The organism is Actinoallomurus acanthiterrae (assembly GCF_054775715.1).
Genome location: NZ_BAAHCO010000001.1, coordinates 4,505,028 through 4,528,914, shown reverse-complemented (window position 1 = coordinate 4,528,914; position 23,887 = coordinate 4,505,028). Strand labels below are relative to the sequence as shown.

At 69.2% G+C, this 23,887-nt stretch carries 16 protein-coding genes and 1 pseudogene; 4 read left to right on the top strand and 13 right to left on the bottom strand.

The window, feature by feature from the left end; all coding sequences use genetic code 11:
• Window positions 1–83: 83 nt before the first annotated feature.
• On the bottom strand, window positions 84–1,196 hold the full coding sequence (locus ACYVF7_RS21850; RefSeq protein WP_460343555.1) for a ricin-type beta-trefoil lectin domain protein: 1,113 nt from the start codon (window positions 1,194–1,196) through the stop codon (window positions 84–86).
• 725 nt (window positions 1,197–1,921) lie between these two features.
• Here ACYVF7_RS21850 and ACYVF7_RS21845 point away from each other — a divergent pair.
• The gene (locus tag ACYVF7_RS21845; RefSeq protein WP_460343552.1) at window positions 1,922–3,580 is read left to right on the top strand and encodes a glycoside hydrolase family 27 protein; all 1,659 of its coding nucleotides are present in this window, start codon (window positions 1,922–1,924) and stop codon (window positions 3,578–3,580) included.
• Window positions 3,581–3,667: 87 nt separating this feature from the next.
• Complete coding sequence (locus ACYVF7_RS21840; protein WP_460343549.1) at window positions 3,668–4,951, top strand: poly(ethylene terephthalate) hydrolase family protein; 1,284 nt, start codon at window positions 3,668–3,670, stop codon at window positions 4,949–4,951.
• Between the two features lie 40 nt (window positions 4,952–4,991).
• On the opposite strand, the gene ACYVF7_RS21835 is transcribed toward ACYVF7_RS21840, so the two are convergent.
• From ACYVF7_RS21835 to ACYVF7_RS21805, 7 genes and pseudogenes are all read right to left on the bottom strand, one after another.
• Window positions 4,992–6,254 (bottom strand): extracellular catalytic domain type 1 short-chain-length polyhydroxyalkanoate depolymerase, encoded by a 1,263-nt coding sequence (locus ACYVF7_RS21835; protein WP_460343546.1) that lies wholly within the window; start codon window positions 6,252–6,254, stop codon window positions 4,992–4,994.
• Between the two features lie 85 nt (window positions 6,255–6,339).
• A complete protein-coding gene (locus tag ACYVF7_RS21830; RefSeq protein WP_460343543.1) occupies window positions 6,340–7,854 on the bottom strand; it encodes an arabinofuranosidase catalytic domain-containing protein in 1,515 nt (504 codons plus the stop codon).
• A gap of 71 nt (window positions 7,855–7,925) precedes the next feature.
• Window positions 7,926–10,001, bottom strand: a complete 2,076-nt coding sequence (locus ACYVF7_RS21825) for an alpha-L-fucosidase (RefSeq protein ID WP_460343540.1) — start codon at window positions 9,999–10,001, stop codon at window positions 7,926–7,928.
• Between the two features lie 35 nt (window positions 10,002–10,036).
• Window positions 10,037–11,431 carry an endo-1,4-beta-xylanase gene (locus tag ACYVF7_RS21820; protein WP_460343538.1) on the bottom strand — a complete coding sequence of 465 codons (1,395 nt, stop codon included), beginning with the start codon at window positions 11,429–11,431 and terminating at the stop codon, window positions 10,037–10,039.
• 46 nt (window positions 11,432–11,477) lie between these two features.
• Window positions 11,478–13,040: an arabinofuranosidase catalytic domain-containing protein gene (locus ACYVF7_RS21815; RefSeq protein WP_460343536.1), complete on the bottom strand. Its 1,563-nt coding sequence runs from the start codon at window positions 13,038–13,040 to the stop codon at window positions 11,478–11,480.
• 122 nt (window positions 13,041–13,162) lie between these two features.
• Complete coding sequence (locus tag ACYVF7_RS21810) at window positions 13,163–14,128, bottom strand: arabinofuranosidase catalytic domain-containing protein (protein ID WP_460343533.1); 966 nt, start codon at window positions 14,126–14,128, stop codon at window positions 13,163–13,165.
• 43 nt (window positions 14,129–14,171) lie between these two features.
• Window positions 14,172–14,693 (bottom strand): annotated as a pseudogene (locus ACYVF7_RS21805) (arabinofuranosidase catalytic domain-containing protein); the annotation flags it as partial.
• Window positions 14,694–15,248: 555 nt separating this feature from the next.
• Between ACYVF7_RS21805 and ACYVF7_RS21800 the strand changes: the two are divergent.
• Window positions 15,249–16,265 (top strand): LacI family DNA-binding transcriptional regulator, encoded by a 1,017-nt coding sequence (locus tag ACYVF7_RS21800; protein ID WP_460343531.1) that lies wholly within the window; start codon window positions 15,249–15,251, stop codon window positions 16,263–16,265.
• A 100-nt stretch (window positions 16,266–16,365) separates the two neighbouring features.
• On the opposite strand, the gene ACYVF7_RS21795 is transcribed toward ACYVF7_RS21800, so the two are convergent.
• From ACYVF7_RS21795 to ACYVF7_RS21775, 5 genes are all read right to left on the bottom strand, one after another.
• Complete coding sequence (locus tag ACYVF7_RS21795) at window positions 16,366–17,406, bottom strand: zinc-dependent alcohol dehydrogenase (RefSeq protein WP_460343528.1); 1,041 nt, start codon at window positions 17,404–17,406, stop codon at window positions 16,366–16,368.
• On the bottom strand, window positions 17,403–19,364 hold the full coding sequence (locus ACYVF7_RS21790; protein WP_460343525.1) for a hypothetical protein: 1,962 nt from the start codon (window positions 19,362–19,364) through the stop codon (window positions 17,403–17,405). Before ACYVF7_RS21790 ends, ACYVF7_RS21795 begins: the two co-directional genes overlap by 4 nt.
• A 73-nt stretch (window positions 19,365–19,437) precedes the next feature.
• Entirely contained in the window at window positions 19,438–20,385 is a 948-nt protein-coding gene (locus tag ACYVF7_RS21785) for a carbohydrate ABC transporter permease (protein WP_460343522.1), read from the bottom strand.
• Window positions 20,375–21,298, bottom strand: a complete 924-nt coding sequence (locus ACYVF7_RS21780) for a carbohydrate ABC transporter permease (protein ID WP_460343519.1) — start codon at window positions 21,296–21,298, stop codon at window positions 20,375–20,377. Before ACYVF7_RS21780 ends, ACYVF7_RS21785 begins: the two co-directional genes overlap by 11 nt.
• The gene (locus ACYVF7_RS21775) at window positions 21,295–22,668 is read right to left on the bottom strand and encodes an ABC transporter substrate-binding protein (protein WP_460343516.1); all 1,374 of its coding nucleotides are present in this window, start codon (window positions 22,666–22,668) and stop codon (window positions 21,295–21,297) included. Before ACYVF7_RS21775 ends, ACYVF7_RS21780 begins: the two co-directional genes overlap by 4 nt.
• A gap of 374 nt (window positions 22,669–23,042) precedes the next feature.
• Here ACYVF7_RS21775 and ACYVF7_RS21770 point away from each other — a divergent pair, with 374 nt between their 5' ends.
• Window positions 23,043–23,849, top strand: coding sequence for a FadR/GntR family transcriptional regulator (locus ACYVF7_RS21770; protein ID WP_460343513.1), 807 nt, complete (start codon window positions 23,043–23,045; stop codon window positions 23,847–23,849).
• The last annotated feature ends 38 nt before the right edge of the window (window positions 23,850–23,887 follow it).

The following is a 23,887-nucleotide window of genomic DNA, read 5'->3' as shown; positions in this document are numbered from 1 at the left end:
ACGCCGACCGCCGATGCCGACCGGTCGGCGATCGGCGGCGAACCGCGTACCAGCAGGTCGACCGGCGTCCCTGGCGGGTGCGCCTAGGTCTGGCTCCACTTCTGGTTGCTGCCGCCGTTGCAGGGCCAGAGCTCGAGGGGTGTGCCGTTGGTGGTGGAGGCGCCGGTCACGTCGAGGCATAGGCCGGACTGGGTGCCGGTGATGGTGCCGTCGGTGTTGATCTGCCATTGCTGGTTGGCTCCGCCGTTGCAGTCCCAGATCTCGACCTTGGTGCCGGCCGTGGTCTGGTTGTCGTAGGCGTCCAGGCATTTGGCGCCGTTGTAGACGGTGAGCCGGCCGCCCGAGGAGGTCCAGGTCTGGCCAGAGCCGCCGTTGCAGTCCCAGATCTGTGTCTGCGTCCCGTTGGTCTGCGACGCGTTGGGCACGTCCAGGCACCTGCCCGCCCCGACGGCGCGAATCGGCCCGGAGGTGGCGCCCCCACCCCCCGCGTCGCCGATGCTCCCCGGGACCGACTTCAGGGCGGTGTACCAGGTGGCGGCCATCTTGTCGTATCCGGTGGCGTTGGGGTGGACGCCGTCGACCAGGTCGGCGGCGGTCAGCGCGGCGTGCATGTCCACCAAGTGCACGTGCTCGCCCGCGCCGGCTTTGCTCTGGACGATGCCGGGGATCGCGGCGTTGAACGTACGGACATTCGCCTCCCTGGAGTCGCCTCCGAGCGGGATGATCGTGGCGACGAAGACCTCGGCGGTGGGCACGTTGGCGGTGATGTGGTCGATCAGTGCCGACAGCCGGGCGGGTGCGTTCGCCAGGTCGTAGTTCTGGAGGACGTCGTTGGTGCCGATGTGCAGCAGGACGGTGTGCGGCGTGGAGGTGTGCAGCCAGCCGGCGATGTTCGCGTCGATCTGGTCGATGCGCCAGCCCGAGTGTCCCTCGTGGTCGTGGTCGCCCAGGCTCGCCGGCCCGTTGGACAGTGAGCCGACGAAGTCGACCCGATAGCCGGCGTTGACGAACCGCTGCCACAGGCCGATCCGGTACCCGCCGGGCACCGTCGCGCCATCGGTGATCGAGTCGCCGAGCGGCATGACGCGCACACCGCCGTTCGACTCGGCGTAGGCGGTGCCGACGCCGACCAGGGCGCCGATCGCCAGGACCAGCGCGGCGAGGACGCAGGCCCACAGCCGGAAGGCTCTGCGCATCACTCGCTCCTCAGCAGTACATTCGGCGACACGGTGCCCACCATCGGCTCATCCCTTCGCGCTTCAGCGCTCCCGCACTGTGGGAGATGGGACGGCCGCGTTCCCGGTCGCCGCATCTCTTCGGCGGTGTCGCTGATGTGTCGAATCGATTCGCGGAATCGATTTGACCGGAGGCTACGACGAGGGTGAAACCAGGTCAATGCCGCTTCCCCGACACTTCCGTACAGAAGGGGACGGGAAGTCGCGCGCCGTCGATTCGCCCTGGTGAGTGGGCCGAACCGCGTCCAACGACCGTCCCCGGGCGTCGGCGTTCTTTCACCGCGGTTTTCATCGGGGCCCGCACACCCCGCCACGGCCACCGTTCGGCGCTGCGCGAAAGGTCGGCAGCGCGGCGGCCTCAGATCTCGCGCTCATGAAAGCGGATGAAAGCCAGGAGACTCCCTTCCGGCCACCACCCCTCCTGACCTGGACCGCCACGGCCTCCTGCCACAAGCGACGCCCAGGCCACTTGACATCCCCGCGCCGCCGCCCACACTCCTGCCTGAGTCGACGTCCAGCATTCCGTCACACGTTCGAGATACCGACTCCACTGCGGGAACCGGCGAGGCCTCCGTCCCAGGTGGTGAGGCTCCGGTCCGGCGGCGAGGTGCCCGCGCTCGCCTGCACGGCGCCCGATGGCCCCGGCGAACCCGCACCGATCCGCGTCCTTTGAAAGGTGACTCACCATGGTTCGGACATCTCACGCCAGCCCAGGAGCCGCGGTCGGCCGGGCCGCCCGGCAGGCCAGGTTGTGGCTGGCCACCGTGCTGGCCCTCCTGGTCGCGCCCGTGATCGCGCTGGGGTCCGCGCCGCCGGCGTCGGCGCTCGGCAACGGGCTGGCGCTGACGCCCCCGATGGGCTGGAACGACTGGAACGCCTACGGCTGCAACGTCAGCGAGCAGCTCGTCGAACAGACCGCGCAGGCGATGCACAACAACGGCATGCAGGCCGCCGGCTACCAGTACGTCAACATCGACGACTGCTGGATGGCCCACAGCCGCGACGGATCCGGGAACCTGGTCGCCGACTCCACCAAGTTCCCCCACGGGATCGCCGCCGTCGCGAACTACGTGCACTCGCTCGGCCTGAAGCTCGGCATCTACGAGGACGCCGGCACCGCGACCTGTGCCGGATACCCCGGCAGCTACGGACACGAGCAGCAGGACGCCAGGCTCTTCGCCTCGTGGGGAGTCGACTACCTCAAAGAGGACTGGTGCAACATCCCGTTCGGCGACTTTTCGGGGCGGTCGCACCAGCAGGTCGCCCAGACCCTCTACACGCGGATGCGCGACGCGCTCTCGGCGACCGGCCACTCGATCGTCTTCAGTATGTGCAACGGCTGGGACTCCAGCGTGCAGCCCTGGAACTGGGCGGGCCCGGTCGCGAACCTGTGGCGCACCACCGTCGACATCCAGCCGAACTTCGCCAGCATGCTGAACAACTTCCACATCAACGTCGGACTGGCCTCGCACGCCGGGCCGGGCTCGTGGAACGACCCGGACATGCTCGAGATCGGCAACGGCATGACCGCGACCGAGAACCAGGCCGAGTTCAGCCTGTGGGCGGAGATGGCAGCCCCGCTGATCGAGGGGAGCAACGTCGTCAACCCCAGTTCGTCCACCCTGTCGATTTTGACCAACAAGGCCGTGATCGCGGTGGACCAGGACTCGCTCGGCAAGCAGGGTACGCAGGTGTCGTCCTCGGGCGGCCATGACGTGCTGGCCAAGCCGCTCGCGAACGGGGACGTCTCCGTCGTCCTGTTCAACGAGACCGGGTCGACCGCGACCATCTCCACCACCGCGTCCGCCATCGGCAAGAGCGGATCCTCCGGCTACACGTTGACCGACCTGTGGACCGGAGGCACGTCGACGACCAGCGGCACCATCAGCGCCTCGGTCCCCGCGCACGGCGTCGTCATGTACAGGGTCGCCGGCGGGACCACCGGTGGAGGCGGGGGCACCTCCGGGCCGATTCGCGCCGTCGGGGCGGGCAGGTGCCTGGACGTGCCCAACGCGTCGCAGACCAACGGGACGCAGACACAGATCTGGGACTGCAACGGCGGCTCTGGCCAGACCTGGACCTCCTCGGGCGGCCGGCTCACCGTCTACAACGGCGCCAAATGCCTGGACGCCTACGACAACCAGACCACGGCCGGCACCAAGGTCGAGATCTGGGACTGCAACGGCGGAGCCAACCAGCAATGGCAGATCAACACCGACGGCACCATCACCGGCACCCAGTCCGGCCTATGCCTCGACGTGACCGGCGCCTCCACCACCAACGGCACACCCCTCGAGCTCTGGCCCTGCAACGGCGGCAGCAACCAGAAATGGACCGTGGGCTAGCCGAGGTCGGGCACGGGGCCTGCGGGCGGGAGGCAGCCGGATGCGGTGTGCCCGCACCGGCGCAGTAAGGGAAGGAGTAGTCCCCACATGGCAGAACGCACCACAGAACATCAGGCACCGGTAGGTGCCGCGACCGGCCGGGCCGGGCCCGGCTCCCCGGACCGGCTGCTGCGGCGGGCCGTCGCCGCAGTCGCCGCCCTCGCCGCGGTGATCGCGCTGACGGTCGCCACCTGGCCCGCGTCGGCCGCCGGCAACCCGTACCAGCGGGGCCCGGACCCCACCCTGTCCAGCGTGGCGGCCAGCCGGGGAACCTTCGCCACCGCCCAGGTCAGCGTGCCACCCGGCAACGGCTTCAACGGCGGGACGATCTACTACCCGACCGACACCAGCCTGGGCACCTGGGGCGCGGTCGCGATCGTCCCCGGCTACACCGCCCTGTTCGCCAACGAAGAGGCCTGGATGGGTCCATGGCTGGCCTCCTTCGGGTTCGTCGTCATCGGCGTCGAGACCAACAGCCGTACCGACAGCGCCGATGCCCGCGGGACCGAGCTGCTGGCCGCGCTGGACTACCTCACCCAGAAGAGCCCCGTGCACGAGCGGGTCGACGCCGGCAGGTTGTCGGTGATCGGCCACTCCGCGGGTGGGGCCGGCGCCCTCCTCGCAGCGCTCCAGCGGCCCTCGCTGAAGGCAGCGGTCGGTCTCGCGCCTGGTTCGCCCGTGGGGAACCTGAACCTGTCCACCGACCGGGTGCCGACGATGATCATGGGCGGGCAGAACGACACGGTGGTCACTCCGTCCTACCTCAACGGCCTGTACGCCACCATGCCGGCCGGCACGCAGAGCGTCTTCATCCAACTCGCGGGCGCCGACCACCTGGCCTACACACACCCGAACACCACTGAGATGCGGCTGCTCATCCCCTGGCTGAAAATCTTTCTCGACAACGACACTCGCTACACGCAGTTCCTCTGCCCGGCCCTGGCGGACTCCTCGGGTGTCTCGCAGTACCGCAGCAAATGCCCGTACGTGCCCCCCGGCGGACCGGGCGACCCGACACCCACGCCGACGCCGCCCGGCGGCGCCTGCACCGCGACCTATCGCACCGTCAATTCCTGGTCCGGCGGCTACCAGGGTGAGGTCACCGTGACGGCCGGCAACGCGCCGATCAACGGATGGACCGTCCGCTGGAACCTCAGCGGCGGGCAGACCATCAGCCAGGTCTGGAACGGCACGGTGAGCACCAGCGGCTCCACCGTGACCGTGACCAACGCCTCGTACAACGGCTCGCTTCAGGCGTCCGCCTCGACCACGTTCGGCTTCCTCGCCAACGGAACGCCGTCCGCCCTATCCGCCACCTGCACCAGCCCGTAGGGCGGATCGCCCCTTGCCCCACGGGCAAGGGGCGATCCGTTCAGCCGACGGTGCAGGCGGCGCCGTTGAGGGCGAACGCGGTCGGCGCCGCCGCGTCGCCGGTCTGGTTCGCCTGGAACCCGATGTTCGTCGAGGCACCTGGTGCCAGGGATGCGTTATAGCTCAGGTTCGTGGCCGTGACCTGGCCGCTGCTGGGGCTGTAAGTGGCGTTCCACCCCGAGGTGATGGTCTGCCCGGACGGAAGCGTGAACGCCAGGGACCAGCCGTTGATCGCGCTGGAGCCCGTATTGGCGATCGTGATGTTCTCGGTCATCCCACCGGACCAGGAGCTGACCGTCGCGGTGACGCGGCAGGCGGACGAACCGCCGGTCCCGCCACCACCACCGCCGCCGCTGCCGTCCAGGCCGAAGAAGTGGATCGCGTAGGCGGCCATCCCCGGATGCGGCAGGTCATGGCCTGCTCCGGCGATGGTGTACGCCTCGACGTCCGCGGTGCCGGACGAGTCGGCGAACCGCCGCCGGGTCCACCCGGACTGCGGGGTGTCGGTGGACGTGGGCGTCTGGCTCAGCCCGAAGACGTTCGTCCACTCGTCGACCTCCTCCTGCAGCATCGAGTAGGGCAGCACGGAGTCGGACGTGCCGTGCCACGCCTGTACGCGCGGCCGGGGCCCGGTGTAGCCCGGGTAGGCGTTGCGGACCATGTCGCCCCACTGCTGTGGCGTCTTGTCACCGCACATGCCGCCGCCCGCCATGCATCCGTACGGGATGCCGGAGAACGGCGCGCCGGCTTTGAAGACGTCCGGGTAGGTCGCGAGCAGGTTGTTGGTCTCCATGGCGCCCGAGGAGAAGCCGGTGGCGAACACGCGCTGCGGGTCGCCGCCGTAGTGCTGCTCCGCGTAGGTCACCATGTTGACGATCGACACCGGATCGCTGCCGCCGCCATGGTGCAGGGCCGCGTCCGACCACACGTCGAAGCAGCTCGACATGCCGTTGATGCTGTGCGACGCCTGCGGATAGATGACGATGAAGCCGTACCTGTCGGCCAGCGAGGCGAACTCGGTGCCCTGGTAGAAGCCGGGGGCCCAGCCGTTGCAGCCGTGCATCGCCACCAGGATGGCCGGGTGGGCCGACGCGCTGCCGGGGACGTAGACGTACATCTGCATGTTGCCGGGGTTGGCGCCGAAGTTCGACACCTGGGTCAGGGACGCCGCCGACGCTCGCGGCACGAGTGCCGTGGTCATGGCCAGCGTCGCGGCCACGGCCGCGACGGCGATGCCGGCGAGCGTCTTGATGAACCGTCTCACCGTTCCTCTCCTTCTTCGCGGGCCTGTGCGTGCCCGTGATCATGTCGCAGGGATTCTCTGGGCAGGGGCGCACAGGCCGCCGCGGTCAGTTGGGGGTGAAGTCCTGGTTGGTTCCGGCGGCGTTCTTGCACGGCCACTGGTCGAGCTGCTGGCCCTGGTTGCTGCCGGCGCCGTAGACGTCCAGGCACAACCCGCTGTTCTGGTTCTGGAAAGACCAGGAGCCGTCGGACTGGGCGACCGGCTTCCACATCGTGCTCGCCGCACCACTACGCGCCTGCTGCACGACGTCCGGACTCCCCTGCCCCGTCGAACCGTTCGCGACCCCGACCACCAGACCGGAGTTCTGCGCCTGCAGTTCCCCAAAACCATTCGACCCCGGCACGAACTGGAACTGCTGATTCGACTGCCCATTACAGGACCACTGATCGATCGCAGCACCCGAGGCACTCGTATTCCCGTACACATCCAGGCACAGCCCATCGTTACCGACCATCAGCTGGCGATAACCGTCCGGGAAGCTGCCACCACCGCCGCCTCCAGACCCGTATCCGGCAGCCGTAATGCTGTCCTGCACCGCGTTCTCCGTCGCATCGGACGGATAACCGGAGGTCATGACGCCTTCATAAAAGGTGCCGGCCGAGCCCTTGCTGTTGTCGCCGCCGATGCCCAGGATGATGGCGCCCTCCTTGTGCATCGGGTTGTAGCCCGAGACGTTGGGGCGCACGCCGTTGTAGAACGTGGACAGACCGCCCGACTGAGCGTTGCCGCCTCGGATGGACCAGTGGTTCGGCTCGCCCTTGACGATGGCGGTGGTGTACCGGTAGTTGATCGTGGGGTCATTGGCGTTGTAATGCTGGTTCACGCCGGAGAACAGGCCGTTCTCCAGGTCGGCCATGATCCAGGGGCCGTTGCCCGCGCCGTAGCCCCAGACCTTGATGTTGCCGAAGTAGATGGCCTCCATGTGGCCGTTGCCGGTGTCGTTGCTGCTGGTCTCGGCGTTGCCGTAGTCGAAGCAGCAGCCGCCGTTGTAGTGCGTGCCGTCGAAGATCGCGTACTCGCCTTCGGCCTGGTCTCCGGTCGCGATGCCGTTCGTGCGGTTGTTGCGGTAGCCGGTGCCCGCGGCGACGTACACGCCGTAAGCCTTGTGGCCGCCCACGGTGGTCGGCGCCGCGGTCGCGTTGGCGAGGTTGTCCGGGCCGCCGGCCGCTCCGCCGCCGGGCGCCTGGGTCAGGTTGTTCCCCCGGCCGGACTGGTCGTAGATGATCGTGATGACGCAGCTCGTACCGGAACAGAACGAGTCCTGCGCGGCGGCGTCGGCGACCCCGCCCGCGGACAGCACCCCGATGTTGCGGGTGGTGTTGTCCGAGGAGCGGCGTACCTGGTACAGCGAACCGTTGTAGGAGGCGTACAGCGCGCGGGTCGTGCTGTGCGCCGCCACACACGGGGTGCCGCCGGCGGCGTAGATGTCACACGGCAGCGATGCCGCGGACGCGGTGCCGGTGACCGCCGGCGTGCCGAGGGCGAGCACCGCCGCCGCCGCGGCCATCAGGGAGGCGGCGACCGGCCGGGCCGACCGCCGGCGGATGGGGATTGGGGACATGGACAGGACCTCCGTCATCGCGGATACGGATGAAGCGGGCAGTGGTCGAGGGCCGCGCGGCCGGGCGGTGCTCAGACCCCGGCGATGGTCCATTCGTTGTTGGTGCTGGAGTTCGGCGTCCACAGCACGGTCGTCGCGCCGTTGCCGGTACTGCCCGCGCCGTCAAGCGCCGTGCCGGTGCCGCGGTTGACGATCTGGTAGCGGCCGTTACCGACGCCGTTGAGCCGCCACTGCTGGTTGTTGCCGCCGTTCCAGGCGGCCTGCAGGCAGCTCGCGCCGTTGGCGGTGTTGCCCCCGCTGTCGGCCACCATGCCGTTGGTGCGGTTGACGATGCGGTAGTAGCCGCTGCCCAGGTCCACCAGCTGCCACTGCAGGTTGGTGGACCCGTCCCAGCCCCACTGTTTGAGCACCGACCCGGAGGCGACGTTGCCGCCGCTGTCGAGGACCAGCCCGCTGGTCACGTTGGCGATCTTCACCCAGCCGGTCGGGGTGGTGCCCGAGCCGAGGGCCGGGATCTGGCCGGAGAAGGTCAGCTTGACCACGTACGCCAGGGCGCTGAACGGGGCGCTGGACGAGGGCATCGAGATGTTCAGGCCGGAGCCGTCCTGGCTGCGGTTCGGCAGGTTCACGTACGAGCCGGCGGCCTGGTCGAGGAGCTGGACCGAGGTCAGGCTGCTGAGGTTGATCTGGCCGGAGTTCAGAGTCGTGATGGTCAGCGTGCTTCCCGGCCAGCCCATCACGGTGGCGTACAGAACCGTGTTGTCCTTGCTGCGGGTGAACCGGATGTCCTTGCTCGTCCCCTCCCGAGGTGTGGTGAACGAGCCGCCGCCCATCTGGGTGGGCCCCTCGCCGAAGGACGCCCAGGCGCGGGTGGCGTAGATGGACTCACCGAACCGCTTGAGGTAATCCCCCATGCCCTGTAGGATCGCCTGCTGCCCGGACGGGATGGTGCCGTCGGCCATCGGCGCGATGTTGAGGACCATGGTGCCGTTCTTGCTGACCCGGTCGATCAGCGCGTGCGTCATCGCCTTGGTCGAGTAGTAGCCGATGCCGACGGTGTAGCACCAGCTGGAGCTGGAGACGCTGTCGTCGGTCTCCCAGTAGGGGGTCTGGATGCCGGCCGGGCCGCCGCGCTCGAAGTCGAAGACCTCGCCCTTGTTGTCGAACCCGTCCTTGTAGGTGGCGACGACGTCCTTGTTCCAGGCGACGGCCTGGTTGTAGTAGTACGCGAGGAACTGAAGCCGCATCGACTCCTGCACCAGGTTCAGGTCGAAGTCCTGGTAGATGATGTCGGGCTGGTAGCCGTCGATGACCTCCTTGAGCTTGTCGTACCAGAGTTGGTTCTCGGCGGCCGTGCCGAGCTGGGCGTACAGCTTCTTGAGGGTGGTCGTTGACTGCGCCGGGACGTGGTCGTAATAGCCGTTGAAGTGGTACGCGTGGTGCAGCGACACGTACAGCTTCAGGCCCTTGCCACGGATGGCGTCGGCGTGCTGCCGCAGCAGGTCGAGCCTGGGCCCGGTGGCGACGGAGTTCCACTCGTTGGCGCTGCTGTTCCACATCGAGTAGCCGTCGTGGTGCTCGGCCACCGGGCCGGCGAACTTGGCGCCGGCATCGGCGAACAGCTGCGCCCACGCGTTCGGGTCCCAGTTGCCGCCCGCCGACTTCAGCTTCGGCGCGAACTGCACCCAGTTACCGGCCTTGTCGCGGGCACCGTTGATGAAGTTGTGGTACGGCCACACCGACGGGTCCCCGTACACGCTCTTGTGGTGGTTGTTCTCGGCCGAGCCGCCGATGTACATGTTCCGCGGGTACCACTCGTTGCCGAAGGCGGGGACGCTGAACACGCCCCAGTGGTAGTAGATGCCGAACTTGGCGTCCTGGTACCACTCGGGCGCCGGCGGATGCTGATCCACCGACGCCCAGGTCGCGGTGTAACTGCTCGGGCCGGTGGTGGCCTGGGCGGTACGGAAACCCAGCAGGCCGGCGGGACGGTGACGCCGGCGGAGGTGAGAAGGCTCCGGCGGCTCAGCTGGAACTGGTGCGAAGGCATGACGGGGGACCTTTCGGCGGTGCGGAGTACTTCGAGGGACGTGGGGCCGGTGGGGCGAGTGGCCGGGCTGGGCGCGCCGGCCGGACGCGTCGTGCACACGTCCGGCCGGCGGGGCGCCTGCGGTCGGGTTGATCAGCCGGCGGTGCAGGCGGTGCCGTTGAGCGCGAAGTTCGAGGGCACCGGATTACTACTGCTGTTCCAGGAGCCGTTGAACCCGAAGCTCGTGCTGCCGCCCGTGGCCAGGGAGCCGTTGTAGGAGACGTTCTTGGCGGTCACGGCCGCCCCGTTCTGGGTCACGCCGGCGTTCCACGCCTGCGTCACCTGCTGCCCGGCGCCGAACGACCAGGTCAGCGTCCAGCTCGAGACCGGATCGCCGAGGTTGGTCACGCTGACGTTCGCGCCGAACCCACCGGGCCACTGCGAGCTGATCGCGTACTTCACCGAGCATCCGCCGTTGCCCGGAGGCGTCGGCGTCGGGGTGGGAGTGGGCGAACCGTCGCCGCCGTACGGGACGCCGCCGGCGAGGGCGGACAGGGTCGCGTCGTAGGCGGGCTTCTTGTTGCCGCCGCCGTCGAACAGCAGGGGGTTCTCTCCGGAGCGCCAGGAGTCGCTGTCGCGAATCCCCCACACGGTGATGCCGGCGCAACGGGAAATGTTCACGCAGGCCTTGACGGTGTTGGAGTAGGCGCTCGCCGGCGCCTGCGCGATGTCCAGCTCGGTCAGCTGGACGTCGACGCCGAGGGCGGCGAAGTTGGACAGGGTGGTCTGGAAGCTCGACGGCGGGCCGCCCGAGCCGAAGTGGCTCTGGAAGCCGACGCAGTCGATGGGCACGCCGCGGGCCTTGAAGTCCTTGACCATGGCGTAGACGCCCTGCGTCTTCGCGTCGGTCCAGTTCTCGATGTTGTAGTCGTTGTAGCAGAGCTTGGCGTTCGGGTCGGCCGCCCGCGCGGTGCGGAACGCCTCCTCGATGAAGCCGTTGCCCAGCACGTTCTGGAACACCGAGCTGCGGTGCTGGGTGCTGCCGTCGGCGAACGCCTCGTTCACCACGTCCCACGCGTAGATCTTGCCCTTGAAGTGGGTCATCTCGGTGGTGATGTGGTTGTCCATCACACTGCGCAGCGTGTTGGCGTCACCGATGCCGCTGACCCAGCCGGGCAGCTGGGAGTGCCAGACGAGCGTGTGGCCGCGCATGCGCTGCCCGTGCGCCTGGGCGTGGTTCACGATCTGGTCGGCGGGGCCGAAGTTGAACGAGCCGCGGGACGGTTCGGTGGTGTCCCACTTCATCTCGTTCTCCGGGGTGATCATGTTGAATTCCCGGTCCAGGATCGTGGAGTACGTCGAGTCGCCGAGCTTGCCGGCGGCCACGGCCGTACCGAAGTAACGGCCGGACGCGGCGGCCTGCGCGCCCAGCGTGCCGGCGGCCTGCGCCGGCCGGGGAACGAGCATGGCGGCCCCCGCGACCGCGGCGGCGGCCGACAGCACCGAGACCAGCGCCCGTATCCGAAGGGGTCGGATCAGAGGTTTCATTATTCTCCCGGGGTTCGATATCTCGACGATGAGGCGGTTCCGGTGGTCAGTTGGGAGTGAAGTCCTGGTTGGAACCGGCCGCGTTCTTGCACGGCCACTGGTCGAGCTGCTGGCCCTGGTTGCTGCCGGCGCCGTAGACGTCCAGGCACAACCCGCTGTTCTGGTTCTGGAACGACCACGAACCGTCCGACTGCGCAACCGGCTTCCACATCGAACTCGCCACGCCATTACGGGTCTGCTGCACGATGTCCGGACTCCCCTGCGTCGTCGAACCACCCGCTACCGCGACCACCAAGCCGGAGTTCTGCGCCTGTAGTTCCCCATAACCATTCGACCCCGGCACGAACTGGAACTGCTGATTGCTCTGCCCGTTACAAGACCACTGATCGACCGCCGCACCAGAAGCACTCGTATTGCCGTACACATCCAGGCACAGACCATCGTTACCGACCGCCAACTGGTGATAACCGCCCGGAAAACTCCCGCCACCGCCACCACCGGACCCGTACCCGGCAGCCGTGATGCTCGCCTGCACCGCGTTCTCGGTCGCGTCGGACGGATAGCCGGAGACCATGGCGCCCTCATAAAAGGTGCCCGCGCTGAGATTGGCACCGCCGCCGGGTTTGCAGCAGTCACCGCCGCTGCCCAGCACGATGGCGCCCTGCTTCTTCATCGGGCTGTATCCGTTCGGCAGGCCGCCGTCCCACAGCGTGGTCATCCCGCCGGCCTGGGCGTCACCACCCTTGATCGCGAACCGCGACGTGCCGTTGTTCTTCAGCATCGCCGTGACGTACCGGTTCGTGAACGCCCGCTGGTTCTGGTTCCACGACTGGCTGCCGCCGGGATACAGCCCCCACTCCAGGTCCGCCTGGACCCAGGGGCCGGAGCCGGAGCAGCCGCCGAACCAGCAGGAGGTGCTGAAGTTGATCGCATCCATCGCGCCGGCGGCGTCGGCTTTCCTGGTCGTCTCGCTGTTGCCGTAGTCGAAGCAGCAGCCGCCGTTGACGTGCGTGCCGCTGGTCACCATGTACATGCCCTCGGGCGCGGTGCCGGTCGGGACGCCCGTCAGGTGGCCGTCCCGCCAGTAGCTGTTCCCGGGGTTGATGTAAAGCGAGTAGGCCTTGCCGCCGCCGACCGTCAGCGACTCGGTGGTCGCCTTCGCGGGGCTGCTCTGGCTTGAGCCCGGAACCTCGCTCGATCCCTGGTACCACAGGTCGTTGCCGTGTCCGGACTGGTCGTAGACGACGGTGATGACGCAGGTGGTGCCGGCGCAGAAGGAGTCCTGCGCCGCGGCGTCGGCGAAGCCGCCCGCAGCCCGCACGCCGATGTTCCTCGTCGTGCTGTCCGACGATCGCCGCACCTGGTACAGGTTGCCGCTGTACGACCCGTACAGCGCGCGCACCGTGCTGTGCGCCGCGACGCAGGGTGTGCCGCCGGAGGCGTAGATGTCACAGGGGTTGTTCGCGCCCGCCGCCGATGCCGGTGCCGACCATGCCGGTGCGGCGGCGATCAGCAGGGCCAGCACCGCGACCAGCCGCACGGCGGTGGCGACCGGCGACCGCCGTCTACACGCCACACGGCCCGGCGGGGGAACGGATGGAGTCTGCAATGTTCTGCTCCTCGGATGGCCGGCGACGGGCGTGCGGTTTCGATCTGGTCGGCTCCGGTGTACTCCAGATCAAGGCCGACGCCCGCCGCCGGTGAATGGGGGATCCTGGTCAGGCCGGGTGGTCAGCGGGGGGTGAAGTCCTGGTTGGTACCGGCCGCGTTCTTGCACGGCCACTGGTCCAGCTGCTGGCCCTGGTTGCTGCCGGCGCCGTAGACGTCCAGGCACAACCCGCTGTTCTGGTTCTGGAAAGACCACGAACCGTCCGACTGCGCGACCGGCTTCCACATCGTGCTCGCCGCACCACTACGCGCCTGCTGCACGACGTCCGGACTCCCCTGCCCCGTCGAACCGCCAGCGACCCCGACCACCAGACCGGAATTCTGCGCCTGCAACTCCCCAAAACCATTCGACCCCGGCACGAACTGGAACTGCTGATTCGACTGCCCGTTACAAGACCACTGAGCAATCGCCGCACCCGAGGCACTCGTGTTCCCGTACACATCCAGGCACAGCCCATCGTTACCGATCACCAACTGGTGATAACCGCCCGGGAAACTCCCGCCACCGCCGCCACCGGACCCATAGCCGGCAGCCGTGATACTGGCCTGCACCGCATTCTCCGTCGCGTCGGAGGGATAGCCATTGGTGACGGCGCCCTCGAAGAACTCGCCCTGGCCACTGTTGCTGTTGTCACCGCCGGTGCCGAGCAGGATCGAGCTGTCCACCCGCATCGGTGAATAGCCGTTGGGAAGCGCTCCCGAATACGGTGTCGTCAGCCCGCCGCTGGCGGCATTGCCGTATTTCAGTGTGAAATTGCTGGTGCCGTTGTTCTTCTCCCAGGCGCTGACGAACGGGAAGTGCACACCGGAGTTGTTCGGATCCTTATTGGAGCCGGTGCCGGTGTGGTACATGCCGTTCTCCAGGTCGGCCTCCACCCACGGGCCGCTCCCGACGCATCCGCCGAACCAGCAGGCGGTGCCCCACTCGATCGCGTTCATGGTCGCGTTGCCGGTGTCGGTGTGGGAGTTCTCGCCGCTGCCGTAGTCGAAACAGCACCACTGGTTCACGTAGTTCGAGGAGGTCACCATGTAGATGCCTGCCCGGCTGGGAGCCCGTGGGCACGCCTTTGGCGTGGTCGACCCGGTAACCGGTGCCCTGGGTGGACTTGATCCCGTACGCAGGGTGACCGCCCATTGTCACCGGCAGCGCCATCGCGTCCGCGCCGATGTCGGCCCCGTTGGGCCCGGGCCCCTTCCAGAGGCCGCCCCAGGAGATCGGCAGATCATTGTGGTTGGCGGTCTGGTCATAGATCTTCGTGATCGTGCACGACGTGCCCGCACAGAACGACACCTGCGGGGCGGCGTCGGCGACCCCTCCGGCCGACAGCAGGCCGATGTCGAGGTACTTCTGGTCGGACTTGCGCTGGATCTGGTAGAGCGGACCGTTGTAGGACGCGAACAGCGCACGGGTCGTACTGTGCGCCGTGGCACACGGCGTGCCCCCTGCGGCGTAGATGTCGCACGGGAGCGAGGCCGCCGCCGCGGTGTTGACCGCCACCGGGGTGCCGAGGGCGAGCACGGCCGCCGCCACGGCCAGCAGGCACGCGGCCAGCAGCCGGACCGGCCGCCGCAGGCCGATGGGAACTGGGAACATCAGTACCTCCGTCGTTCGCAGATGCGGCTCGACCGACGAGGACGCCCTCAGCGGAGGTGAAGTCCTGGTCGCATCGTCTCTCCCACTTCGTCGTCTCGCTTGCTACGGATGGCGCCACCGCGGATCCGGCCATCCGGCGGTGGCCGGCGAACGGTTTCCACAGTTTCGAATCGATTCGAAAGTCGCCCGGATGCTACGACCGGAGTCCGCGGGAGGTCAACGTCCGGCCACAGGCCGCCGCCGTACGGGCGCCGTTCCCCTGCTCAGGAAGCCGTCCATGGCGAGCGGCCGTCCGATCGTCTTTCACAGGCCTTTCAAAGCCGCGGACTCTCCGGCTCTCGGACGGCTCCGGCGCCAGGTGATCGGCGGGCGCCGGCCGATCGCGACGCCACCGACCACGACGCCCGGCCGGCCGCATTGCTCGTCAATACGCCGATGGATGACTACAATCCGTAGAAAATCGACGAAACGATTCGACTGATTCTCGTGGCCCCGTCGAACAGACCGGCCGCTCGGCGACCTGCGCCGGTCGCTCCGGCGCCGTGAAGGAGCTCGATGAACATCGGGGAGATCGCCCGACGCGCTGGAGTGTCGCGCAGCACCGTGTCGTATGCGCTCAGCGGCAAACGTACGGTTTCCGAGGCGACCCGACAGCGCATCCAGGCGGTCATCGACGAGCTGGGCTACCGCCCGAACGCCACCGCGCGGGCGCTGAGGGAGGGCCGCAACCGCACGCTCGGGCTGGTCATCCCGCCGGCCCGAGGACGGCTGACCTTCATGCAGCTGGAGTTCGTCGCCGGCGTCATGGAGGCCGCCGATCGTGCCGATCTGGACGTGCTGCTGTCGTCCTCCGGCGGCGACCACGACCGTTCCTTCGAACGGATCGTCGACGGGCGTCGCGTGGACGGTGTCATCCTCATGGAGATCCGCCTGGACGATCCTCGCGTCAGGCGACTGAAAGCTTTGCAGCTGCCGTTCGTGACCATCGGCCGTACCGCCCGGCCGCAGGCGATGTGCTGGATCGACGTCGACTACGCCACGCTGGTCGGCCGATGCGTGAACCATCTGGCCGACCTCGGGCACCGGCACATCGCACTGATCAACCGCTCCACCGAGCTCGTCGCGTCCGGCTACGGCCCCGCGCTCCGGGCCCGCGAGGGCTTCGCCGACGCCGTCGCCCGCCGCGGCATCGAAGGGGTGGAGTTCTGCTGCGCCGACGACATGTCCGCCGGCGAGGCGTGCGTCCAGGAGATCCTGCGCGCTCATCCCAAGGTGACCGCGGTCGCGACGGTCAACGAGGCGGCGCTGCCCGGCGTCCAGCGGGCACTCGAGCATGCCGGGCTGGACATCCCGGCCCAGTTCTCCATCGCCGGCGTCGCCGCGCGCTACTGGGCCGAGCAGTTCCGTCCCCAGCTCACCGCGGCCGACCTGCCCGCGGTGGAAATGGGTGCGACCGCCGTCGACTTCCTCGTCGAACGCATCGCCGAGCCGGACGCACCGCCCAGGCAGCACCTGTTCGTTCCGCCGATCTCGCTGCGGAACAGCACCGGTCTGGCGCCCGCCTCGCACTGAGCGCCCGGGCCGCCAAGCCCGGCTTCATCACGAACCCGGGATGTTCACTACTGAGGTCCGGGACGGGTGCTTCTTGATGCGGTGGTTCCGGGGCAGCCGTTCAGTCCGCCCGGCAGTCGACCAGGACCTTCAGCACGCCCGTACCGGCATCGAGGGCCTCGAAGGCATGCACGGCCCGATCGAGCGGTTCGATCCGGGAGATCAGTGCCTGGGCGGGGACGTCGCCGTCGGCGATCAGGCCCACGGCCGTCTCGAAGTCCGCCCGATCGTAGAAGCAGGCGCCGAGCAGGGTCAGCTCCCGCCGTAGCAGGTGGTGCAGACTGATCTCCCGCGGGACCGGATGGACGGCCACCTGCAGCATGCGACCGCGGACGGCCAGCGCGTCCACCGCGGTGGCGACACCGGCCGCGAGGCCGGAGACCTCGAAGGCCACCGCGGCACCCGCGCCGACGGTCCACTCCCCGACCACCAGGGCGAGGCGGTCGCCGCTCGGGTCGAGCGTGCGCAGTCCGAGCTCTTCGGCGACGGACGTGCGGTGCGGGTCGGCCTCCACCAGCAGCACGTCGGCTCCGGTCCGGCGGGCGACGATCGCGACGAGCAGCCCGATCGGGCCGCCGCCGACCACGATCGCCTTCTCGCCCGGCCGCAGGCCCGCACGCCGTACGCCGTGCACGGCCACCGCAGTGGGCTCGACGAGGGCGGCGTGGTCGAGACGCGCGCCGAGCGGGAGCCGGACGAGCGCGGAGGCGGGCACCGTCCAGCTGTTCTGCAGGGAGCCCGGCGCGTCGATGCCGAGGAAGATCAGCCGGTGGCAGAGGTGCGGATGGCCCGCCCGGCAGGCCGGGCAGCCCCCGCACCGGACGAGCGGCATGACGGTCACCTGGTCGCCCGGCCACCATTCGCGGACTTCGGACCCGACCTGCGTGATCCGGCCGGACATCTCGTGTCCGATCACGCGGGGCGGGTTCACTCGGTCGTCCATGTCGCCGTGGAAGATGCGCAGGTCGGTACCGCAGATCCCGGTGTAGGCCACGTCGACGCGGACGTGGTCGGCCGGCAACGACGTGGGCTCGGCGGTGCCGAGCGTCAGGCGCCGGGGCCCGGCATAGGCGACGCGCCGTCGGCGAGCCGGACCTGTCATCGCGGATCCTCTCGTGTCGAGGAGCGTGGTGACGGGTCATCGACGGCCGGCGCGTCGAACGGGGTGCGGTACGACGGCGGGCGCGTGCGCAGGTCGAGCCGCAGCGTCAGGCGGACGCGGGTCGAGCGGGGCAGTTCCACGAGGAGCCAGGGCCCGCCGACTTGCGTCTCGGTGGACGTCACCGCAGGCCGGCCGTGCCCGTAGTCGTACAGGTCGCCGATCCAGGAGGGGTCGGGGCAGACGGTGTGGCGCACGGTGTGGATCGTGTGCTCGGCGAACGCCCCGGCCTGGACGATGACGCGGCGCGTGGCCCGCGGATCGAGGTTGACCAGGTCGACGACGGTCGCGTCCGGGTCGATGGCGGAGACGAGGGCCGCCACCGACGGCGGCAGGCCGGGGCGGCGGGCGTCCGCGTCGTAGTGGCGTACGCGCGCCTGCTGCAGCCCGCCGTTGTAGATGACCTGCGGGCCGCCCCAGGTCAGCTGGACCAGCGCCTCGGTCACGACGGGGTTGGACTGCTGCCAGAGGTGGATGTCGGCCTCGGGCACGTCCCAGCCGCGGTAATGCTCCATGCGGGTCAGGCGATGCCGCACCTGCGCCTGGGCGGCGGCGAGGATCCGTTCCGGATAGCCGGGGTCGTCACCGGCGAGGAAGGCGAACCAGGGCTCCTCGTGCCCGGCCTCCTCCTTGCTTCGGAACGACCGCACGGTACGCCAGTCGTACCCGCAGGCCGCGCGCAGCCGCTCGATGCGTTCCCGGTCGGCAGCGGAGGCGGAGTGGTGCCACAGCGCGGTGGGCACTCCCATCAGCATCGGGTTGTGGTCGAACCAGCCCTTGTCGCCATGCCGGAACGGCACGTGCAGGGTCGGGGTGTGCACGTCCTCCGCCAGCTGCACGGTCCATTTCGACCGGAGGCTGGAGTCGGCCTCGGTGAAGGCCATGACCTTGCCGTGCGCGATCATCTCGTCCAGCGCCGGGCGTACGAGGTCGAGGAAGGAGTCGTCGCCGGTTGCGGCGGCGCCCGCCAGGGCCGCGACCATCGCGGCGTGTCCGACGCTGTACCAGCCGTGCGGCCAGGACCAGCCGTAGTGCCCGCCGTACCAGCGGCCCTCCAGCAGACCGCCGACCGTGCCGTCGGGGGCGACGTTGTCGGGAATGACACCGCCGTTCGCGGCCGCGCGCTCGCGCCACGCGCCGACGTACTGGGCGATCCAGTCCCGGTAGCGCGGCTCGCCGGACAGCATCCAGGCGTTGAGGACGAGTCCGGAGGCGGCGAGGTTGACCGCGGTGTCACCGACGCCCATGCGGCGGCGCATCTCCTCGCCGAGCCGCGGGTCGCGGTCGCGCTCGGGTTCGCCGGTCCCAGGCGGCAGCACCCAGTCGAGTGGGAAGCCGTACATCGCGGCCTCCTTGGGCAGCCAGGGATAGCTCGCGCCGTCGAAGAGCCCCTCCCGCCGCGGATCGCTGCCGTTGTGCGCGCGCCGGATGATGCGGTGCTCGGGGTCGTAGTCGCCGTGCGCCGGGTCGGCGTACAGGTCGGCGAACCGCAGCGCCCGTTCCGCCCAGCGATCGGGCGCGGCCATGCACAGGAAGTAGAGCAGCAGCAGGCTCTCGCCCTGGTGGAACCAGTCGTAGCCCCGCTCGTACTCCTCGTGCAGCATGCCCAGCTCGGTGAGCTGACGGGTCACGCCGTGCCAGTGACGTTCGGACGCGGCGAGCAGGTCATCGGCCCCGCCCAGCAGGTACAGCTGCGGCCAGTTGAAGAACGTCTCATAGAAGTCGTCCACGCCGTCGCGCGAGGTGAGCCGGCCGTTGTAGAGCAGACGTCCGTCCGGTCCGGTGAAGTCGTGCGCGAATCGGCGCCAGGCGTGGTCGAGCAGGTCGAACAGGCCGCGCTGCGCGATCGCCCAGCCCGGCGGTTCGAGCACCGGTACCGAGGCCGTGATGACGGGGAGCATCCGGGGTTCTCCTATCCAGGGCGCGGCCGCATCCGACGGCGAGCGTGGGCTGCATGCCGCCGCGCCGCTCGGGTCAGTCCTTTGTCGCGCCGGCGAGCATTCCGGCGACCAGGAAGCGCTGGGAGAAGACGAAGACGGCGAGCACGGGTGTGATCGCCAGCAGCGTCGCCAGGGCGAGCTCGGGCCGCTCGACCGCGAGCGTGCCGGCGGTCGGGTTGAACTGGGGGACGTTGTCGAGCAGCGTTCCGAGACCGACCTGAACGGGGAACTGGCGGCTCTCCGGCAGCAGAACGTAGGGCAGGAAGTAGTTGGTCCAGTTGGCGACGAAGCCGAAGAAGCCGACCAGCGCGACGACCGGCGCCGCCAGCGGCAGGGCGATGCGCCGGAACGCGCCGAACTCCGAGCAGCCGTCGAGCTTCGCAGCCGCCAGCAGTTCTCTGGGCAACGCGGTGCTGAAGTAGATGTAGGTCAGGTACACGCCGAAGGGATAGAACGAGTACGGCAGCACGACCGACCACATCGAGCCGACCAGGTGCACCGCGTTGATCTCGAGGAAGAGCGGCACCACCAGCGTCGCGTTCGGCATCAGCATCACGACGAGGGTGGCCACGAGGAGGGTGCGCCGGCCGCGGAACTCGGTCATCGCGAGCGCGTAGCCGGCCGGGATCGTCACGGCCAGCGTGATCGCGAGGGCGAGGAACGAGTACAGCGCGGAGTTTCGCAGCCACAGGAAGATCGCGTCATCCTGGTACGCCGTGAGCTTGTCCCAGTTGTGGCGCAGCGCGGACCAGGACCCGAAGGACAGCGGGTCGCCGTGGACCAGCTGTGCGTCGGTCTTGGTGGCGGCCAGTGCCAGCCAGAGCACCGGGACGAAGAAGAACAGCAGGAACGCGACCAGTACGAGGGCGCGGAGCGGGTTCGGCGGCCGGGCGGCGCGGCGGGGCCGTCCCTGGCTCGCCGCCTCCCGCGCGGCGCCGGTTCGGGCGGACGCGGCGGGACGCCGCCGGGTGTCAGTCGGCATCGAAGAACCCCGATCGGGCGACGAACAGGCCCGCGACCACGAGCCCGACCACCAGCAGCTCGACCGAGACGGCCGCGGCGGTGTTCACGTTGTTGTTCTGGAAGGCGAAGTCGTAGGAGAGCTGGTTCGGCGAGTAGTCCCGGCCGGCCACGCCGTTGCTCGCCTGCGACAGCAGCTGTGGCTCGACGAACAGCTGAGTGCCGACGGCGAAGGCGAGGATCACCATGTAGACGATCCACTTGCGCAGCAGCGGGATCTGGATGCGGCGGGCGATCTGCCAGGGCCCGGCCCCGTCGATCCGCGCCGCCTCCAGAACGTCGGTGGAGATGGTGTTCAGCGCGCCGTACATGACGACGATCCAGCCGCCCGCGCCGGTCCAGAACGCGATGACGGCGAGCAGGACGGGCAGGTGTCCCGGCGCGATGACCTGGGGGAAGGTGCCGAGGCCGAAGGCGCGCAGCAGGAAGCCGGCCGGGCTGACCGCCGGGTCGAGCATGAACAGCCAGACCATCACGCTCGCCGCCCCGGCCAGCGCCCCGGGGATGTAGTAGAGGAACCGCAGCGTCCGGTCGGTGGCGCGCGCGGTGAGGCCGTGCAGCAGCAGTGCGAGCCCGACCACGAGTACGACCAGCGCGACGAGCCAGAAGAGCAGGTACAGCGCCACGTGGCCGATCGCCGGGACGAACCGGAAGTCGGCCGCCGCGGAGGTGAAGTTCGCCAGGCCCGCGAAGCGGCCCGTGGCGTCGGTGAAGGCGAAGTCGATCGCGTAGACCGTCGGGACGACGCCGAACGCGATCAGCAGCACGACGTACGGGGCGACGAAGGCGTGGCCGGCCCGGCCGGGCCACCACGCGCGTCGTGCGCGCGGTGCCCCGACCCGACCGCCGGCGGTGGTGGTGGAAGGCTCGGTCACGGGCCTACCTTGTACCCGTCGGCCTGCGCGTAGTTCGCGATGGCGGTCTTCCAGGCGGGGAGCAGCGAGACGATGGTCTTGCCGGCGGTCACGCCCGGGGTGACCTTGGCCGCCCAGATCGCCTCCTGGCTGAACTGCCCGTAGCCCCAGCCGGACCAGACCTGGCCGGCCGCGGCCTGGAGAGGCCCGGAGATGTCGTTGGCGTAGTAGTGGGACGAGGTCTGGTTCGTCAGCCACGTCTTGGCGGCGGACGCGGACGCGGGATAGCCGGGGGCGACCTTCCCCTGGTAGTCGTCCGCGGTGGTCACCCAGGTGACGAAGTCGGTGGCCGGCTTGATGTGGGCGCTGTGCGCCGACAGCAGCCAGGTGCCACCGCCGACGTTGCCCACGGTGGGGTTCGAGTCGCCGGACCACTGCGGCATCGGGGCGGCCGCGACCTGGCCGGCGGGGGTCTTGAACGTGCTCTGGAAGAGCGCGCCGCCGAACCATGCCGGGCCGGGCAGCATGAGGATCTTGTCGGCCTTGTTCTTGTCGAAGTCGGAGCTGAACACGCTGCTCATCGTCATGGTGTGGTTCTTGATCAGGGTGTCCAGCAGCGACGCCATGCGGGTGCAGTTCGCGCTGGTGGTGTCGACGGTGATCGACCGCGGGCCGGTGATCTGGTTGGCGCCGCATTTGCCGGCCCACATGTAGATCTCCGGGGTGAAGCTGTCGCCCGCTGAGCCGACCAGGTAGCCGGGGTGCTGGGTGGCGACCTTCTGCCCGAGCGCCTCGAAGTCCTCCCATGTCTTGGGGACGTCGTAGCCCCACTTCTTCATGAGCGGGGCGTTGTACCAGAGCACCGTCTGGGACAGGTCGTTGCGCAGGCAGTACAGCGTGCCGTTCACCGTGCACGGGGCATTGGCGTTCGGGGCCCATCCGGAGAGGGTCGACTGCGGGATCAGGCCCTTGTTCAGCGGGGCGGTGAAGCCCGCCTGCACCGCCCAGGAGGCCTCGTTGTTCTGCGTGCTGAAGACGACGTCCGGCCACCCCTTGCGGGTGCGGTTGAACAGGCTCACCTTGGTCTGGAGGTAGTTCGAGCCGTTGGCGTCCCCGTCGTAGGTGACGATGTTCATCTTCACCGCGGGGTGTTGCTTCTGGTACAGCTTCGCGGCCGCGAGCCGTGTCGCGTCGACCCACACCGTCAGCGGACCGGCGGTCTGCGGCGCCTCACGGAATCCGCCCTGGGCGCCGCCGGTGGTGCCGCCGGACCCGCTGCCGCAGGCCGCGGCGGCCGCCAGGACGAGTGCGCCACCGAGGGCCATGAACGCGGCGCGCCGGCGGGCCCTGCCCGATGTCCTCGCGCCGTCGGCGCGAACCTTCACTGTCATGAGCTGCTCCACTGACGTACGGGCGCCCGCCGACCGGATCTCGCAGGCAACGGCAGGCGATATGTGTCCGACTCATCTGGGAGCCCCCGCATGACCCAGATGGTCCGCACGGCCACCCCGATCACCCCCTATCACAGCAAACCTGGCGATTCGTCGTGGCCCCATGAGAGCGCCCGCACACTCTGACAGTCAAGAGGATGAGCACACCTATTTTTTCGAGCATGTTACGGGTAGGAGATGTTCCTAGCCGTTTGACGTGTGAGTCCTCGAGACCTGAAAGATCGGAGGAAGAATGAGTCATATCTATCTGCCGAGCTCGGCTGTCGGATATGTATGCTCTCCGCAGTGGTGTGGCGATGGGCCATACTCTCGGTGTGGATCGCGACGAAGGAGGCAGCCCGGTGGACGGCACGCCCGTATCGACGTCGGCCGATGGGTCCGCGCGAGAACGGGACGGCACGCAGGGAGCCGGTGCGTACCGGCCCCGCTACGAGCTGGTGGCCGAACAGATCCTCGAGCTCATCGCCGAGCTACGGCTGCGCCCCGGTGACCGCATGCCCACCGAGAACGAGCTGGCCGCGCGGCTTGGTACCGGCCGGACGGTCGTGCACGATGCCGTCAAGATCCTCTCCGCGATCGGCCGGGTACGCGCGCAGAAAGGCCGCGGGCTCTACGTCGCCGACGACGAGGGCATGCTCGGCTCGTCGCGCTGGGAGGGTTTCTTCCTGCCAACGGACCTCGACCACGTGTACATGCTGTTCGAGTTCCGCCGGGTACAGGAGACCGCGGCCAGCCGGTTGGCCGCGACCCGGGCCACCCCCGCCGAGCTGCGCGCCATCGAGACCGCCGTCGAGACCTGCCGCGAAGGCCATGCGACCGGGCAGTCCGCGCTGTTCGACCGCGGCGACGACGACTTCCATCTCGGCATCGCCACCGCCTCGCACAACCCGTTCCTCGTCGCGGCGGTCCGCGAGGCCCGCCGCCTGCAGCGCCAATCCAGCGCCATCGGGCTGCACGGCACGGTCGGCGGCCACGCTGAGGAGGCGGTCGAGGAACACGCCGCGATCTACCAGGCGATCCGCGGCGGCGACCCGGACGCGGCCGCCCGCGCCGCCGCCGTCCACCTGGACAACACGCTCGAGGATTACCGGCGGGAGATCCAGCGCCGCGTCTTCGGCTGATCCCCGTCTGGCTCGGGAACGGGCGCTGCGCGTCGCCG

Coding starts and splice junctions, on each gene's coding strand:
- ACYVF7_RS21850 (WP_460343555.1), bottom strand. CDS start 1,196: ATGCGCAGAGCCTTCCGGCTGTGGGCCTGCGTCCTCGCCGCGCTGGTC.
- ACYVF7_RS21820 (WP_460343538.1), bottom strand. CDS start 11,431: ATGAAACCTCTGATCCGACCCCTTCGGATACGGGCGCTGGTCTCGGTG.
- ACYVF7_RS21830 (WP_460343543.1), bottom strand. CDS start 7,854: ATGTCCCCAATCCCCATCCGCCGGCGGTCGGCCCGGCCGGTCGCCGCC.
- ACYVF7_RS21775 (WP_460343516.1), bottom strand. CDS start 22,668: ATGACAGTGAAGGTTCGCGCCGACGGCGCGAGGACATCGGGCAGGGCC.
- ACYVF7_RS21800 (WP_460343531.1), top strand. CDS start 15,249: ATGAACATCGGGGAGATCGCCCGACGCGCTGGAGTGTCGCGCAGCACC.
- ACYVF7_RS21790 (WP_460343525.1), bottom strand. CDS start 19,364: ATGCTCCCCGTCATCACGGCCTCGGTACCGGTGCTCGAACCGCCGGGC.
- ACYVF7_RS21810 (WP_460343533.1), bottom strand. CDS start 14,128: ATGGTGACCTCCTCGAACTACGTGAACCAGTGGTGCTGTTTCGACTAC.
- ACYVF7_RS21795 (WP_460343528.1), bottom strand. CDS start 17,406: ATGACAGGTCCGGCTCGCCGACGGCGCGTCGCCTATGCCGGGCCCCGG.
- ACYVF7_RS21840 (WP_460343549.1), top strand. CDS start 3,668: ATGGCAGAACGCACCACAGAACATCAGGCACCGGTAGGTGCCGCGACC.
- ACYVF7_RS21845 (WP_460343552.1), top strand. CDS start 1,922: ATGGTTCGGACATCTCACGCCAGCCCAGGAGCCGCGGTCGGCCGGGCC.
- ACYVF7_RS21785 (WP_460343522.1), bottom strand. CDS start 20,385: ATGCCGACTGACACCCGGCGGCGTCCCGCCGCGTCCGCCCGAACCGGC.